The 15,225-nt window shown below is 70.7% G+C and carries 13 protein-coding genes and 3 pseudogenes; 3 read left to right on the forward strand and 13 right to left on the reverse strand.

Features of this window, described 5'->3' with window-relative positions:
- From ACZ56U_RS31670 to ACZ56U_RS31720, 11 genes and pseudogenes are all read right to left on the reverse strand, one after another.
- The coding region (locus ACZ56U_RS31670; protein WP_469087515.1) for a transposase at window positions 1–193 on the reverse strand (193 nt) is incomplete at its 3' end.
- 111 nt (window positions 194–304) lie between these two features.
- Window positions 305–774 (reverse strand): annotated as a pseudogene (locus tag ACZ56U_RS31675) (transposase); the annotation flags it as partial.
- Between the two features lie 33 nt (window positions 775–807).
- Window positions 808–1,451 (reverse strand): annotated as a pseudogene (locus ACZ56U_RS31680) (transposase); the annotation flags it as partial.
- Window positions 1,452–1,710: 259 nt separating this feature from the next.
- The gene (locus ACZ56U_RS31685; RefSeq protein ID WP_469087370.1) at window positions 1,711–2,202 is read right to left on the reverse strand and encodes a hypothetical protein; all 492 of its coding nucleotides are present in this window, start codon (window positions 2,200–2,202) and stop codon (window positions 1,711–1,713) included.
- Window positions 2,203–2,293: 91 nt separating this feature from the next.
- Window positions 2,294–3,508: a beta-ketoacyl-[acyl-carrier-protein] synthase family protein gene (locus ACZ56U_RS31690; RefSeq protein ID WP_469087371.1), complete on the reverse strand. Its 1,215-nt coding sequence runs from the start codon at window positions 3,506–3,508 to the stop codon at window positions 2,294–2,296.
- The gene (locus tag ACZ56U_RS31695; RefSeq protein WP_469087372.1) at window positions 3,505–3,774 is read right to left on the reverse strand and encodes an acyl carrier protein; all 270 of its coding nucleotides are present in this window, start codon (window positions 3,772–3,774) and stop codon (window positions 3,505–3,507) included. The genes ACZ56U_RS31690 and ACZ56U_RS31695 overlap by 4 nt, the downstream gene beginning before the upstream one ends.
- Entirely contained in the window at window positions 3,747–4,856 is a 1,110-nt protein-coding gene (locus ACZ56U_RS31700) for a beta-ketoacyl-ACP synthase III (protein ID WP_469087373.1), read from the reverse strand. The genes ACZ56U_RS31695 and ACZ56U_RS31700 overlap by 28 nt, the downstream gene beginning before the upstream one ends.
- 20 nt (window positions 4,857–4,876) lie before the next feature.
- A complete protein-coding gene (locus ACZ56U_RS31705) occupies window positions 4,877–5,719 on the reverse strand; it encodes an SDR family NAD(P)-dependent oxidoreductase (RefSeq protein WP_469087374.1) in 843 nt (280 codons plus the stop codon).
- The gene (locus ACZ56U_RS31710) at window positions 5,716–6,810 is read right to left on the reverse strand and encodes a 3-oxoacyl-ACP synthase III family protein (RefSeq protein WP_469087375.1); all 1,095 of its coding nucleotides are present in this window, start codon (window positions 6,808–6,810) and stop codon (window positions 5,716–5,718) included. Before ACZ56U_RS31710 ends, ACZ56U_RS31705 begins: the two co-directional genes overlap by 4 nt.
- The gene (locus ACZ56U_RS31715; protein WP_469087376.1) at window positions 6,807–8,663 is read right to left on the reverse strand and encodes an acyl-CoA dehydrogenase family protein; all 1,857 of its coding nucleotides are present in this window, start codon (window positions 8,661–8,663) and stop codon (window positions 6,807–6,809) included. Before ACZ56U_RS31715 ends, ACZ56U_RS31710 begins: the two co-directional genes overlap by 4 nt.
- Before the next feature lie 29 nt (window positions 8,664–8,692).
- The gene (locus ACZ56U_RS31720; protein ID WP_469087377.1) at window positions 8,693–9,676 is read right to left on the reverse strand and encodes an acyltransferase domain-containing protein; all 984 of its coding nucleotides are present in this window, start codon (window positions 9,674–9,676) and stop codon (window positions 8,693–8,695) included.
- Between the two features lie 222 nt (window positions 9,677–9,898).
- On the opposite strand from ACZ56U_RS31720, the gene ACZ56U_RS31725 reads away from it, so the two are divergent.
- From ACZ56U_RS31725 to ACZ56U_RS31735, 3 genes are all read left to right on the forward strand, one after another.
- The gene (locus tag ACZ56U_RS31725) at window positions 9,899–11,287 is read left to right on the forward strand and encodes a tetratricopeptide repeat protein (protein ID WP_469087378.1); all 1,389 of its coding nucleotides are present in this window, start codon (window positions 9,899–9,901) and stop codon (window positions 11,285–11,287) included.
- Window positions 11,288–11,515: 228 nt separating this feature from the next.
- Window positions 11,516–12,580 (forward strand): 4-hydroxy-3-methylbut-2-enyl diphosphate reductase, encoded by a 1,065-nt coding sequence (locus tag ACZ56U_RS31730; protein ID WP_469087379.1) that lies wholly within the window; start codon window positions 11,516–11,518, stop codon window positions 12,578–12,580.
- A 1,009-nt stretch (window positions 12,581–13,589) separates the two neighbouring features.
- A complete protein-coding gene (locus tag ACZ56U_RS31735) occupies window positions 13,590–14,153 on the forward strand; it encodes a dihydrofolate reductase family protein (protein ID WP_469087380.1) in 564 nt (187 codons plus the stop codon).
- A gap of 152 nt (window positions 14,154–14,305) precedes the next feature.
- Here the strand turns inward: ACZ56U_RS31735 and ACZ56U_RS31740 are convergent.
- Both ACZ56U_RS31740 and ACZ56U_RS31745 read right to left on the reverse strand, forming a co-directional pair.
- Window positions 14,306–14,449 (reverse strand): annotated as a pseudogene (locus ACZ56U_RS31740) (NYN domain-containing protein); the annotation flags it as partial.
- A gap of 222 nt (window positions 14,450–14,671) precedes the next feature.
- Window positions 14,672–15,115, reverse strand: a complete 444-nt coding sequence (locus ACZ56U_RS31745; RefSeq protein ID WP_469087381.1) for an RHS repeat-associated core domain-containing protein — start codon at window positions 15,113–15,115, stop codon at window positions 14,672–14,674.
- Window positions 15,116–15,225: the final 110 nt, after the last annotated feature.

Genomic DNA, 15,225 nt, shown 5'->3' on the forward strand with positions numbered 1-15,225 from the left:
GACGCCAGCAGGTCATACCCGAGCCGAAGCCCAACTCCTGCGGCAGGTACTCCCATTGGATGCCGGTGTGCAGCACGAACAGGATCCCGCACAACGCTTCCCGGTCCGGCACTCGCGGCTGGCCCGCCACCAGTTTCGGACCCGGTTCGGGCAGCAACGGCTCGATCAATGACCACAGTTCATCCGAAACAATCCATGGCTTCGGCTGGTGCTTCCCCACGACTGCACCAACGAGCCATCGCAACGACAGTCACATGATCAACTCACTTCTGTTAGGACCCCTAAGAGGGCATCTGATCAGGACTCAGGCCGATGTGGGTGGGATGTCCGTTTCGATTCGCCAGGTTGGTGTGGATTCTCCGGTCAGTTCGCGGGATATTTTGTTAGCCATGGCCCAGTGGATCATCGTGCGGGATCTCTGCGGCAGGGCTTCGTAGTCCCGGGCCAGGCGGCGGTGCTGCATCAGCCAGCCGAAGGTCCGCTCGATCACCCACCGCTTCGGCAGCGGTTCGAACCCCTTCGCCCGTGGCCGCTGAACCACCTCGACATCGATGCCCAGACCGGCGCCGTGGTTGAAGATGCTGTTCTGGTAACCGCCGTCGGCCCAGACCTTGGACACGCTGGGTGAGCCGCAGCCAGGTCATCGAGCAGGAGCTTGCCGCCGGCCGTGTCGTGCACGTTCGCGGCGGTGACCAGGACGGCCAGTACCAGACCGAGCGTGTCCGTGATCAGGCGCCGTTTGCGACCTTTGATCTTTTTGCCGGCGTCGATGCCCTGGCTGGTCTCAGCGACGTTTGCCGAGGTCTTCAGGCGCTTCTCGCGCCGGTCGAGCTCGGCGGGCAGATCGGTGTCCTTGCCGTCCGTGCCGGAGCTCTGGTCCTCGGCGGTGTCGGTGGCTTCGGCGTCGGCCAGCAGAGCCTGGGCCTTGGCCTCCAGGGCGGCGATCTCGGCTTCGATCCGCTCCTCCTTGTCGACCAGGCGGCCGTAGCCCATCGCCTTGTGCTTGGAGGCGTTCGCTTCGAGCTTGGTGCCGCCCAGTGCGACGCGGCCCATCTTGACCATGCCGAGCTTGGTCGCCAGGTGCAGCGACTGGGTGAACAGGTCGGCGAGGGCGTCCAGGTGGCGGTGGAACCGGGAGATGGAGCGGAAGTCCGGGGCCTGGTCGGCGGCCAGGAACCGGAACGCGATGTCGTCGGCGCACTTGCGCTCGATCGCCCGAGAGGAGCAGACCCCGGTGGTGTAGCTGTAGATCAACAGACGCAGCATCAGTCTGGGGTCGTAGGGCGGTAGCCGCGCTTCTCGGTGTAGTCCGCCAGGACAGGTCCCAGGTCCAGGACCTCGTCCACCAGGTCGGCGACGAACCGGGCCAGGTGGTCCTCGGGCAGCCAGTCGTCCAGCGACGGGGGCAGCAGGCGGCAACAACAGCTCCGAGTTGAGCGAGGAGCGCACACCGACAGCGCCGCGAAAGTCCACCGGCATCTCGAAGGTCGTCGACACGATGCTCTCCTGCCCCTCGTACCAAGTGGCTCCGGGGAGCACGGTCGTCGACATGGGCACCGAGAAATCGGCCGCGCCGGACCTCGGCGACGAGCAGTGGAGCCAGCTACTCACCCTCTCCGCAGGCGGGCAGCGCAGCGTCGTCAAGCAGACGGCGATCCGCACCGGCAACCTCCTGGTCATCGTCTTCGGCTCGCCGGGCCTTGTGGACACTCACCTGGACAAGGCGCTCACCAAGGCACGCACCGCCAGGGCCTCGCTCAGCGTCTGCCACTCCTCACGCCCGAGCCGCCGCCACACCCTGCCCGCGGCCCCGGCCGGGTCGGCGGTGATCCGCTCCAACTCCGTGACGACCACGGGCACCGCCGGGTGGTAGTCGACGGCCGTGAACCCGGCCCACGGGTACGGGGTGCCGGCGAAGTAGCGGCGTGCGGCCTGCTCCAGGCGCCGCATCCGGCTCGCCCGCTGCGCGGCGGTCTTCCCCGTGAACACGAACGCCACCGGCACATAGCCCTCCCGCCCCGTCGCCGGGTAGATCCGCGACCACAGCCGGAAGTCGTGCACGGCCGCACCCTGCCGACGGGCTGCCCGCTCACGGTCCTTGTCGGCCTTCGGCGCCAGGAGCTCGAACCAGTCGCTGTAGTGGCGCGGCTTCGCCGTCAGGTCGTCGACGGGCTTGTTGACGCGGTCGACCTCCAGGAGCATCGCGGGTACCCCGGCGTCCGGGCGCGCACCCGGTGATGTTCCGCACCGCGGACCGGTTCGGCTGCCAGGAGTGGATCCACGTTTCAGGGTTTCAGGCTGCCGCAAAGGCCAGGACCGTGTTGTGTCCGCCGAAGCCTAGGGAGTGGCTGAGGGCGAGACGGACGGGTTGCACCCGGGTGGTCGCCGTCACGATGTCGATGCCGGTGGTGGTGTCGTCCGGTGCTGTGAAGTTGGCGGTCGGTGGCACGGCGCCGTTGACGATGCTCAGGACGGTCAGGGCGGCCTCGATGGCGCCTGCGGCCCCCATGGTGTGTCCCAGAACTCCTTTGGCGGACGTGACCGATGGTGGTCGGCGGGGATAGAGCTTCCGGATCACGGTCGCCTCCACGCTGTCGTTGAGGGGGGTGCTGGTGCCGTGGGCGTTGATGTGGTCGACGTCGTCCGGGCGGGCTCCGGCCTGTTCGAGGGCTGTCAGGGTCGCGGCTCGCAGTCCCGCTCCTTCCGGGTGCGGTGCCGTGGGGTGGTGGGAGTCGCTGGTGCTGCCGTGGCCGGCGAGCAGGGCCAGCGGACGGGCTGCGCGGGCGACGGCGTGCCGCTCGCGCTCCAGGACGAGCATCCCGCAGCCCTCGCCGAGGACAAAGCCGTCGCGGTCCTTGTCGAAGGGGCGTGAGGCGCTGCCGGGGTCGTGGCTGCGCAGGGACAGTGCGCCCATCTTGGCGAAGGCGGCGGCACACAGGGGGGTGACCATGGCGTCGGTGCCGCCCGCGAGGGCGATGTCGCAGGCCCCGGACCGCAGGAGCAGACAGGCCGTGATCAGGGCCGTCGCTCCCGAGGCGCAGGCTGTGGAGGTCTGCAGGGAGGGGCCGGTGACGCCTAGTTCGAGGGCGAGATGGCCGGCGGTCATGTTGGGGAGGAAGGCCGGCAGCGTCATGGGCGAGAGGACGCCGGGGCCTGTGGTGAGCAGTTTGCGGTGTTGGGTTTCGAGGGTGCCGATGCCGCCCGCGGCGGTGCCGACGACCACGGCCACGCGCGCGGGGTCCCATGCGGTGGGGTCCAGGCGGGCCGCGTCGAGGGCTTCCCGGGCAGCGATGAGCAGGAAGCGGGTGCCAGGGTCGAAGCGCCAGAGCCGTCCAGGCCCGGGTTCCAGGCCTGGTACCCGGCAGGACATGGTCACCGGGCCGCCACTGAGAGAGGAGTCGGCCTGTGCGGTGGGGCTTCCTGCGCGCACGGCTTTCCAGGTGGCCTCGGTTCCGACACCTGCGGGTGTCACCAGGCCGATGCCTGTGACCGCGATCGTCTCGCTCACTGCGCGGCCTCGTGCCCGGGCGCGGATGCCGGCTCGTCCAGCAGCGCGGTCACCGAGAAGGCCACCTCGGCGACGGTGAGGTCGGCACTGGCGGTGGAGTCGTCGAGCGGGATCTGCCACTCCTCCTGAAGCGTGACGTACAGCTCCACCACGGCGAGGGAGTCCAGCTCCAGGTCGCCGAGGGTGGCTTCGGGGCCGATGCGTTCGGCGTCGACCTCGAACTTGTCGGAGAGGAGGGTCACGAGGTGCTCGTAGACGCGGTCCACGGGTGGCTCCTTGAGAGGTCGGGGGTGCACAGGGGCGTGGTGTCCAGGCCGGCGGGCGGTGGTTCGGACCGGGGGACGGCGGCGGGCCAGTTCAGCGCAACGGAGGCCCAGGTGAGTCCGCCGCCGAAGGCAGTCAGCAGTGACCGTTCACCGGCGGCGACTGCTTGATGTACGGCGGGGTCGGCCAGGACCAGCGGGATGGAGGCGGCCGCGGTGTTGCCGAGTTCGCCGATGTTGCCGAACCGGTGGGCGGGGGCGATGCCCAGGCGGTCGCCGACGGAGTCCAGGATGCGCTGGTTGGCCTGGTGGCCGACGAAGGCCCGTACGGTTTCCGCTGCCCACTCGGCCTGGCGGAGGGCGGATCCCGCGGACTGCGTCATCCGGCGGACCGCGTGGGCGTAGACCGCACGGCCCTGCATGCGGAAGCAGCGGGCGTCCGGTTCCGGCGGCGGCAGGCGCTGCGGGTGACGGGACCCGCCGTACGGGACGGTGATGAGGTCACTGCCGCTGCCGTCTGCTCCGAGGTCGACGGCGGTGACGGCTCCCGGTTCGTCCGGGGTGCCCGGCGCCAGCAGCACGGCGCCGGCGCCGTCACCGAAGATCGGCGCCGTCTCCCGATCCGCGGGATTGACGATGGTGGTGTAGGTGTCGGCGGCGATCACCAGGACGGTGGGGCAAGTGCCGCTGCGGACGAGGGCCGTCCCCGTGGCCAGCGCGTACAGGAAGCCGGAGCACACCGCGGAAATGTCGAAGGCGGGGATGGTGCCCAGGCCCAGCCGGTGGGCGACCGCAGGAGCCGTGGCGGGGCAGGGATGGTCGGGTGTGCCGGTGGCCAGCACGAGCATCTCGGGGCGGTGGTCTGGGGCGGAGGTGAGAGCCGCCCGCCCCGCGCCGACGGCCAGGTCGCCGGTGCTGGTGCCGGGGTCGGCGTGCCGGCGGCGTGCGATGCCGGTGCGGTCGCGGATCCAGGCGTCGTCCGTGCGCAGGGCCCCGCGCGCGACGACCGTGTCGTTGTCGACGACGCGCGGCGGGAGACAGGCGCCGATTCCGGTGATGACCGCGGTGGGCGGAGCCGGGCGCATGAAGGTCCTCTCGTGGGCGTTCACGCCGCGGCGAACGGCGAGGCCGGTTTCGGGTAGCCGGCCAGGCCGCCGTCGGGTACAGCCAGGCCGCCGTCGACGACGAGCGCGTGCCCGGTCACGTACGACGAGGCCGGGGAGGCGAGGAAGACCGTGGCGCCGACCACCTCGTCCGCGGTGGCCCACCGACCGAGGGGGACATGGCTGGTCAGCCAGTCCGAGAGGGGGCCGGGCCCGCTGGCGAAGGCGGTCATGTCGGTGCGTGTCCAGCCGGGGCACAGCGCGTTGACGCGGATGCCCTGACGCGCCCAGCCGACCGCGAGGCTGCGGGTGAGGGAGAGCTGGGCCGCCTTGGTGGCGGCGTACGCCTCCATCATCGGGGTGCCGACGAGTCCGGCGACGGAGGACATCAGGATCAGGCTGGCGCGGTCCGAGGCGGCCAGGTGGGGGTGGGTGGCCCGGCACAGCGCGGCCGTGGCGTTGAGGTTGACGGTGACGACGGTGTCCCAGTCCTTCTGACGGGCGTGCTGGAGCGGTGCCAGCAGAGGGTTTCCGTCCTCTGCCGTCGGGAGGGTGCCCGCGTTGTGGACGACGATGTCCAGGCCGCCGAGTGCGGTAGCCGCCCCCTCGACGAGGTCCGCGGCGACGCCCGGCTCCGCGAGGTCCCCGGCGAGGGCCACGGCCTTGCGGCCCCGGTCCTCCACCGCCCGCGCGGTGCCCTCGAGGGCGGGCAGCGTCCGGGCGGTCACCGCCAGATCGCAGCCCGCGTCGGCCAGGGCCTCGGCGACGGCCTTGCCGATGCCCCGGGAGGCACCCGTCACCAGCGCGCGGGCGCCGTCCAGGCGGAACAGGTCCATAGCGTTCATCGAACGACTCCTTCGGTTTCGGACGGCTGTGCGATCAAGGGTGCGGTCGTGGTGGCGGGCGTTACACCGGTCGCCTCCGAGGCGATGGCGTGCGCCCCGCTCCAGGTGAGGAATACGCTTCCCCAGGTCATGCCTGCGCCGAAGACGGCCAGGAGGACACGGTCGCCGGGCTTCAGCTGCCCGCGGGCCGCGGCTCGGGCGAGCGCGTACGGCGTGCTGGCGGCACCGATGTTGCCGACCTCGTCGCCGACGACGACCAGACGGTCGGCGGGGATGCCGAGATCGGCGCCGATGCGCCTGAGCAGTACGGGGTTGGGCTGGTGGGCGACGACGCAGTCGACGTCCTGGATGCCCAGCCCACACCGTTCGAGGGCATCGGTGATGAGCTGGGGGAAGACGTCGGTGATGAATCGGCCGATGGTGCGGCCGTCCATACGGATGCAGTGGTCGCGGGCGGCGAGCGTGGCCCCGCTGGCCGGCCGGCGGCTACCGCCCGCCGGGATGAGGACGCGGTCGGCGAGGGCTCCGTCGGAGCCGAGGCTGAAGTGGGTGAATCCCTGCGCGTCGGCCACCGGTCCCAGGATGGCTGCGGCAGCCCCGTCGGCGAACAGCACGGCGGTACCCCGGTCGGCCGGGTCGAGGAACTTCGAGTACGTCTCGACGCCCACCACGGCCGCGTACCGAATCTCCTCGCCGCCCCGCAGCCAGTCGTGCGCCACCTTGGCCGCGAAGAGCCAGCCCGAGCAGGCGGCGCTGACGTCGAGGGCGACGGCGCCGGAGGCACCCACCAGGGTCTGGATCCGGCAAGCGGTCGACGGTCCCAGTTCGTCGGGGGTCGAGGTGCCGCAGACCAGCAGGCCGATGTCGGTGATGGCGACACCGGCGGCCTCGGCCGCCGCCCGGACCGCGCGTGCGGCCAGGTCCGAGGCCGCCTCATCCGGTTCGGCCACATGGCGCTTGAGGACACCGGTGCGTTCGCTGATCCACTCCGCCGTCACGCCGGCGCCTTCCGCGACCTCGGCGTTGGTGCGTATCGTCGGCGGCAGGTGGGTGCCCATGCCGATGACGCCGATACGGCGCTCGCCCGTCATTTTGTGCCTCCTCGGGTCCAGGTGAGCGTGGCGTGCAGCGCGGTGTCGTAGTCCGTGGCGGCCAACGGGGCGCACACCACGTCGCCGGGATGGGCGAACGCCTCCGTCAGCAACGGCAGATGGGGCCCGACCGCGTCGCACAACTCGTCCGCGACCGCGGACAGCGCCCGGATGTCCTCCGCTCGCAGCGACTCGTGGGCGAGCAGTGAACCGGACCAGCGGCGGGCGGCCATGACACCGTGCAGGGCCGCCAGCGGCCGCAGGGCCTGGGCCAGGTCGTGATCGCGTATCGCGTCCAGTGTCCGGGTGACATCCTCGGCCACGAGCGCGTGCGCGTAGACCTCACCGAGCCGGCCGACGTCCTCCAGCAGCGGATTCCAGGCGTCGAACGGCGTGCTGGGGTCCGTGGTGCGCAACTGCTCCGCCAGATGCCGGGCCAGGCGGTTCTGATGCCGGCGTACGGTCACGGGCCACCAGTGTGGAGAGGCGGGTGGTACTGAAGGGGGTGCCTCTGACGGCTGTCCCCCCTCTTCGACGAGGGCGCGGCCGACGTCGTAGAAAATGAGCTGGCTGTCCCCGCCGGCAGCGTCGAAGGCGTGGTGGAAGCCGTGGTACGCGGCCAGGCCATTCACATCGAGGTGCCCGGAGAAGCCGCAGCGGCTCTGGCAGTCGGCCGCGACGCCAGCGGCCAGCCGGACCGTGGCGGCCTTGTACGCGGCCAGCGGCCGGTGGACAGCGGCCCACGGTGTGAACCCCATCGCCTCGGCCCCATTCTCGGCCCGATCCGCAGGGGCCGCGAGGGACCGCGTCCACATGGTGCGGGCCCCCTCGGCGGCGCACGTCAGGGCGAACGCGTCGGCCAACGCCCCCAGTACGGCGCGCTGCTGGGTCCGGTACGCGAGCAACGGGACACCGGGAGCCAGCCTTCCCTGAGTGCGGCGCTGCCGCGCGTAGTTGACGGCCTGGACGGCCGACTGGCGCGCGGTCGCGGCCGCGACCGAGGGGATGGTCGCCCACAGGCCCTGCCCCACCCGCAGGGTGCGCTGCAGGCGTCGCTCGCTCGATCCGGCCGGATCGTGGAACGAGCCGTCGGCTCCGATGCCCGCACCGTCGGCCAGCCAGTCGGCGTACGGCACCCGGACGTGATGGAAGCGCACCAGGCCGTAGTCGAGAGGCAGCGCGCCCAGCCCGAGCGGCGAGGAGACCTCGACGCCGGGAAGCAGTCCGTCGTCGCCGGTCAGGTCGACCACGAACGCGAAGACCCCGCAGTCGGTGCCGTCCGTGACCAGACGTGCGAGCACCACGGCCGTCTGCGGTACGTCCAGGGTTCCGGCGCTGCCGAACTTGGCGGCCTGCAGGTCCGGCGTGTGCAGGACGAACTCTCCCGTGGCCCGGTCGAGTTCCGCGCGCGTCCGGGTGGCGAGGTGGCTGTTGGCCTGGCCTGCCTCGGTGATCAGGTAGACGCCCTTGGACCGGCCTGCACGCAGCGCCTCCATCCGTGGCCTCAGGTGTTCGCCCTGACCGTCGGCGAGTTGGGCCATGGACCCCAGGCAGAGCAGATGGTGGACCAGGGCCGCCAGGCACAGGGACGGGTCGGCGACGGCAGCCCAGGCGTGGACAGCGGCCAGTCGCGCCGGATCGTCGAGGAGGAGGTCCGCCGTCGGCAGGGTTCCGCCCAGCAGCCCCAGGCGGTAGAGCAGTTGACCGCCGTCGTGGTCGCCTGTCCCGGCATCGGGGCCGTATCCGGCGGTGAGGGCCTTGTGCAGTGAGGAGAGGAAGGAGGAGTCGCAGGGGCCGTGGAGGAGTCGTCGTATCTCATCACGGGTGGCCGCAGGCAGGGACGCGAGGGGCATCGCTGGTTCTCCAGGTCGGGGAGCGGGGGTCACCAGGGGAAGTCGGGTTCCGAGAGAGGCGCGTGGACGGGTGGCGCGGTGTCCGCGGGCAGCACCCTGCGGGCACTGGTGGCCAGGGCGTCGCCGGTACCCGCTTCGAAGAGGACGTCCGGCAGCCGCCCGGCAGCCTGGCGCAGGACAGGGGGCACGACGGCGGGCCGCACCAGGCAGTCGGCCAGGCGCCTGGGCAGGTCGTCGTCCGGGCGGTAGCAGCGTCCGGCCACGGCGGAGTACACAGGGAAGCGGCCCTCGGACCAGGTGCGGGCGCGCAGCGACGCGGCGAACGCCTCGGCCTGAGGGGCGAGCGACGGGTGGTGGGAGGAGAACGGCAGGCGCAGCCGCGCGGTGGGCACGTCCGAGTCCGCGGCCGCCTTCTCGACGCGGACCAGGTCCGGTACGGGGCCGGCGACCACCACTGACCGATCGTCGTTGACCACGGCCACCACCGCGTCCGCCGCCCCCGCCCGCTCCAGCAGACGGCGGGCGGCGGGCTCCGAGCAGGAGAGAAGGGTCAGGCCGCCGGGGCAGGAGGCGAGCACGAGGGAGAGGTCATGGGCCGCGCGTGCGCCGTCGTGGACGGTGAGCACTCCGGCGGCGGTCAGGGCGGCAATTTCGCCGAAGCTCACTCCGACGACAGCCGACGGCGCTCCATAGGCATGGCACAACGCCCGGTGCACCGCCACCGACGCGCCGAACAGCGCGAGTTGAGCGACCCCGGTGGCCGCGTGGGCGAGCTCCCGGCCGCTGGGTGGACGCGGTCCCAGCAGCCACGGGCCGAGCGGAGGCAGACCGCGTTCGACCGCGATGGCGTCGACCTGTCGGAAGACCTGGCGGACGGCGGAGAGCACCCCGCCGTCGGCGCCGGCCGTGCGCAAGAGAGAGCTGACGGAGAAGTCCCCTTGTCCTGGGAACAGATGGACCGAACGCCTCCAGTCGGACGGACGACCCGGTCTGAGCGCGGTGCTGGTGTGCATCTCACACCCTTCCGTTCGGACAGGTCAGCTGTGCACAAGGGGCGTACGGCTGCACCGTGTGCTCGACCGGTGCGCACTGTGCACGGCCGCCAATGGAGCCACACCCTGAGCCTGCACGACCGAAAGCGCTTCCAGCGCGTATGCGGGAGGCAAACCTGTTGAACACATGCGCGTGTTGAACGCCAGCACTGACGAACGGTCGAGCGGGACAGGAAGAGCAGCGTGCGATCGCCCCGTACACCGAACCAGGCCCTGCGCGTCCTCCTGAACGAGGCCGGGTGGACCGGTGCCCACCTGGCGCGCCAGGTCAACTCGCTCGGCGCCGCCCAGGGAACCCCACGTCACTACGACCGCACCGCGGTCGCCCACTGGCTGGCCGGCAGCCGCCCACGCCCGCCCGTCCCCGACCTCGTCGCCGAAGCCTTGTCCCGGCACCTCGGCAGACCTGTCCGAGCGGAGGACACTGGTCTGCTCGGCCCCGGCCAGTCGGACCACGTCGTCGGGACGCCATCAGGCGAAGGGAGCGCCGTGGAACGCCTCGACCGGATACTGCGCGACACGGGTCGGCGCAGCGTCGCGCTCCTGGGCGTTTACTCTCTGGCGACGCTGGCCGTACCGCACGGACCGCCGTCCAGCACAGGCCCGTGGGCGTCCGCGTCCGAGCCGCTGACCCGCGTCGGCATGGCCCACGTGACCTCCGCGAGGGAACTGCTCACCCTCTTCTCCCGAGCCGACGCCTCCTTCGGGGCCGGACCGATACGCGAGCCCCTGCGCCAGTTCCTCTCGACGACGCTACTGCCCTGGCTCAGGTGCGACATGAGACCCGCCGTCCGACGCGAGCTGTTCACCGTGGCCGCACAGCTCACCTATCTCTGCGCGTTCGCCCACTTCGACATGAACCTCCATGCCGCCGCGCAGCGCCTCTACCTCACCAGCGTGGACCTCGCCCGCGAGGCAGGTGACCCGGTCGGACACGCGCTCGGCCTGCGCGGACTGAGCGTGCAGGCCCACGCTCTGGGACACTTCACCGAGGCCCAGCGTCTGGCCGAAGCCGCCGTACGCACGGGCGCACGCCATGTCCCACCACACCAACAAGCGTTTCTCTATGGCCAGTTGGCCGTCACCAGAGCGGGGCTCGGCGACGCCCACGCCACCACCCGTCTGTTGGCCACGGCCGAGCGGTGCCTGGAGAGGTCGTCGAGCGGCGCCTCACCGGTCGGAGCGTTTCATCACGGCTCCCTGGCTCTTCAGCACGCCGCCGTGGCCAGGGGCGGGAACGACAACCACGCGGCCGCCCGGGCGCTGGACCTGTCCTTAAGGTCTCGTCCGGCCGACGAACGCCGCTCCGGCGCCCTCGTCCTCGCCGAACTGGCCGAGGTCCAGCTCGCGGCCGGCCACCTTGAGCAGGCATGCCTGGCCTGGCACAGCTTCCTCGATGCATACCCCCACATACACAGCGCTCGCGCCGACGACCGGCTGCGTACCTTGACCTCCACACTCCGGCCCCACGCCTCACACCCCGCGGCCAGGGCGCTGCTCGCACGCACACGTCGGATGCGCTCAGGCGCCAGTGGCGGCGACCGGGGGCGTCGCCCCGGTCCCACCCTCTGAGCGCCTGCGCGGAGTGCCGCGCCCTCTTCGGCACTGCCCCAGCAGGGTGAAATCAGAAATCAGGGTGGAAAGGGCATGATTCGGGCCTGTTGGATGGTGATGCGGCCCGCACCTTTCCATCCTTCCTCCCACGACCGTGCTACTGACCACACCAGGAAAATGAACCGAAGCGTCCTCTTTGAAGCACTCCACGCCACCAGCCTGCCCGTCACTCCGGGTGCGCTGACAGTGGCCAGAGCCTTCAGGCACCCCACACGCGGCCTGGTCGACTGCCCGGCGCACCATTTGCTCGCCGAGCGCGCCCGGCGAGCGGGCTTCATCGCCGACAGCCTTTCGTTATCGAGCACGGACCTGTCGGACGCCCGACCGGCGGCACCGACCACGGTCTTCACCGTCTCCTACGAGAAACCGGAAGGTGGACATCGCGGACTCGCCCTCGCGGCGCACAGCCGCGACCCTGCCGCGATCGCATTCGCGTGCCGGGAGATCGAGTCCTGGCGGGCCGTACTTCGCACGCGCCGACTGCTGTACGTGGTCGCTCCCACCACCGTGGGCGCCGCCGACGGCGCTGGCAAGCCGGGTCCCCCTCTGCCGTCACAGACAACCAGCGCCCACGGCCCATGGCAGCCGTGCGGCTGCCCTGCCGACGCCGCGTGCCCCGCGACCGGGAACGCCCAGCGCGCGCTGCGCCGCTTCCTCGACCGGGGCGACGAAGTGGTTGTCACGGGAGTACCGGTCGCCGGCTCCGGGACATGGCCTTCGCAGGCCCTCAGGGGTGGCGCGGTCCTGCTGCGGACCCAACGGGAAGCAGAACTCCTCACCGTCACCGACCCTGACCGTGTGGCGTTCGTCGTCGCCCCCGGCGCCACCGTGTCGGCGGTGGCCGAGATCCTGCGCGTACTGCGACAGCGCTATCCCCGCCTGCGAGGCCAGCACCCACGGGAATGGTGCTACACCATGGACGATGTGCACACGGTCGTCGCCTCGGCACTGACCCAGTCCGACATGCTGCTGGTCACCGGCCAGAAATCCGCTCCCGTGGTCAGGACCGCGGTCACACAGGCCGCCCTGCTCGGCGTACGAGTCCGCGACGTGACCGACCTGGCGAATCTACGTCCCGGCGACATCGACGGCGCGACGGTCACCTTGCTGGACGCGACACCGGACGGGCGCGGGCGGCGGGAGATCGGCCAGGCGCTGGACGGTCTGGGGCCGGCGAGCCACGTCCGCCGAGAGGTGCGCTCATACACCGAGCCGTCGCACGAGGCCGCCCGCCGGATCACCGCGAGATGAAACGCTCGCGGCCACGGCCCGGATGCGGGAAAGGGAACAAGTTCACGTCAGTCAAGCTTGGTCATCTGTTGCCCTTCGCGTAGTGAGCAGTTACCTGTCCGAACCGATTCCCCCGGCATCGATGCGCGGTCGCGCGAGCACATCGGCTCCCCAGACCTGCCGTGCCTTCCACCCGGACCACAGTGACCGTGCACTACGGGCGGCGGATGCCGCGGCACCTGCCGCCCGTGCGTCTGTCCGTCGCACCCGCGGGCAATAGCCGGAGCCACGCGGCACCCGCACCCGTCTGGCGACCGCGACGAGCAGTCCCGCACGGCGCGCGGGGCCGCTCGTCGGTCGTCATCGTCCTGCGTGCACGTGGGACGGCGGCAGTGGGGTCCGGGCGTCGGACGAGTCTCGCGAGCAGGCCGTGGCGGGGTGCGAGACACCAGGTAAGGGCGAACAGGCCGGTGAGGACCGCGACCACCGAGCCGCCCGCGGCCAGGTCGTACGTGTACGAGACGTACAGGCCGGTAACATGCCGTAGCCGCGCCGAATACCCGCTACGTCGGCGACATCACCTGTCTGGCCGACGGTGGGGGCCAATTCCTACACCTAGTGACGGTGTTGACCGGTACTTGAAGCGGCTGTGGGCTGGCCCATCGCTCCCCACATGCGCACGGAGCTGGTCACGAACGCGCTCAAGGCCGCCGCGGCGATTCGGGGCGGATGCCTGGACTGGGCGGTCTTTCCTGTCAACCGAGCGCGATACGCCGCGAGGGACTTTGCGCAGTCTGCGAGGAGCTGGACGTGGTCCGCTCCCGCGCCGCGGTGGGGACCAGCGCGAACAATGCCGCCGCGAAATCGTTCAACGCGAGCCGTGGGCACCAGAACGAGACACTCCAGCATCGGTCAGATCAGCCCGATCGCCTACGAACAAAGATCCAAAACTCTGTGCCCGATGAGTGAGGCAGCCATGCCAGGTCTACAGCGTTGAAACCAGTCTGGATCGATACAACAGGAGACTGAAGTGTCTACATCAGTGCTCGATATGTCGGTGTCTCTCGACGGGTACATCGCCGACCCTGACGACTTCCTCGGTGGTGAGGACGGCGAGCGGCTGCACAAGTGGGCCGACGCCAAGGGCGAGTCCGCTCGCACCGCCGCGCGGTTCCAGGAGGAGTGGAACGCGGCCGGTGCGGTACTCGCCGGTCGGCGGACTGCCGAACTCATGGATCACTGGGGCGGTGATCATGGAGGTCTGCCGATCTTCGTGCCCAGTCACCGCCCGCCCGGCCCGGCCGCCCGTTGGGGCTATCCGTTGGTGACCTACGTGAACGACGGGATCGAAAGCGCGATGGCCCAGGCCAAGGCCGCCGCCGGCGACAAGACGGTGCAGGTGCGCGGTGCGTACACGGGGCAACGAGCGCTGGCAGCCGGCGTCCTGGACGAGGTGCAGATCCACCAGATCCCGGTGCTGCTCGGCCGCGGACGACGGCTGTTCGACGTCCTGCCCTCGGAGATCGAGCTAGAGATCGCCCAGGTGATCGACACGCCGGAGGCCACCCACATCCGTTACCGCGTCCGTCGCTGATCCGGTCGCCCGTGGGGCGGCGTCGATGGGCCGCGACATGGCGGCTGTTGTGCGTCACGATGTCGCTGACCGTCGCCTTCACCGCCCTGACCGCCTGATGGCTGCTGGACTGGCCGCCCGCAGCAGCACTGCTGCCGGCCGCAGTCCTGGCGCCGACAGAGCAGACCCAGGCGCACCGTGACCCGGGGCATCACGCGCAAACGCCGGTGCCCGGGCTGGGGCACCCGGTCCGGCGCCCCGTCGAACCAGTAGATCCGCAGCAGCGTCCGCCCGGTCTCGGTCTGCGCGCGGTTTCGGTGATGGTGGAGATGGTCGGTAACGTCGGCGCCATCTTGGAGCGTTTGCCGTTGGGGCGGCGCTCCCGGGCGGAGGCGCGCAACTGGTCGAGGTCAGTGTCGCGGAACCGGTTGACGCGGTCGTGGTTGTTGCCCATGTGAGAGATACCAAGCGGCATTGATCGAATCGTCGTTGCAATCACTGGGGCGTACGGAGTCCTTGCACCCCGCAGATGACAGCCATCAAGCCGGAGAGGATTGCAACGAGGTAGAGAGGGTCACTGTCGGATCCCGGGGTGAACAGGCATAAGACGCATGTGACAGCGCATAACGCCGCAACGGCGAACGCAACAGCGCGGGACATTGTTTGCCCTTTCCGAGTACGGGGTGGGGCTCCGAAACCGACGAACCGGAGCCCCACCTGGGGCCGGAGGAGTCGGGTTGGGCGAAGCGGCCGAGGGACGGGTCGTAGTAGCGGTGACCCATCCTGTACAGGCCCGTCTGGTCGGCGTATGCGCCGGTGTAGCGGTGGGGCTGGGGAACGACGGCCTCGGCGGTGGTGCCGCGAGGCAGGACGGTGAGGCCGTAGGCGTAGGTGTGCGTGCGCTTGCCCGCGTCGTCGACGAGGCCGAGGACGTTGCCGGTGGCGTCGGTGAGGTAGTAGTAGGACTTCCCCCCAGTCGTCATGGAATTCAACGTGCCCGCAGGTTCGCGGACGAGTCCGGTGTCGACGCCGTTGGTCGTCGTGGAGGCGAGGCCCAGGGCAGTGTGGTGGAACCAGGTCGAACCCAGCTTGG

This window comes from Streptomyces sp. NPDC034103 (assembly GCF_055575395.1).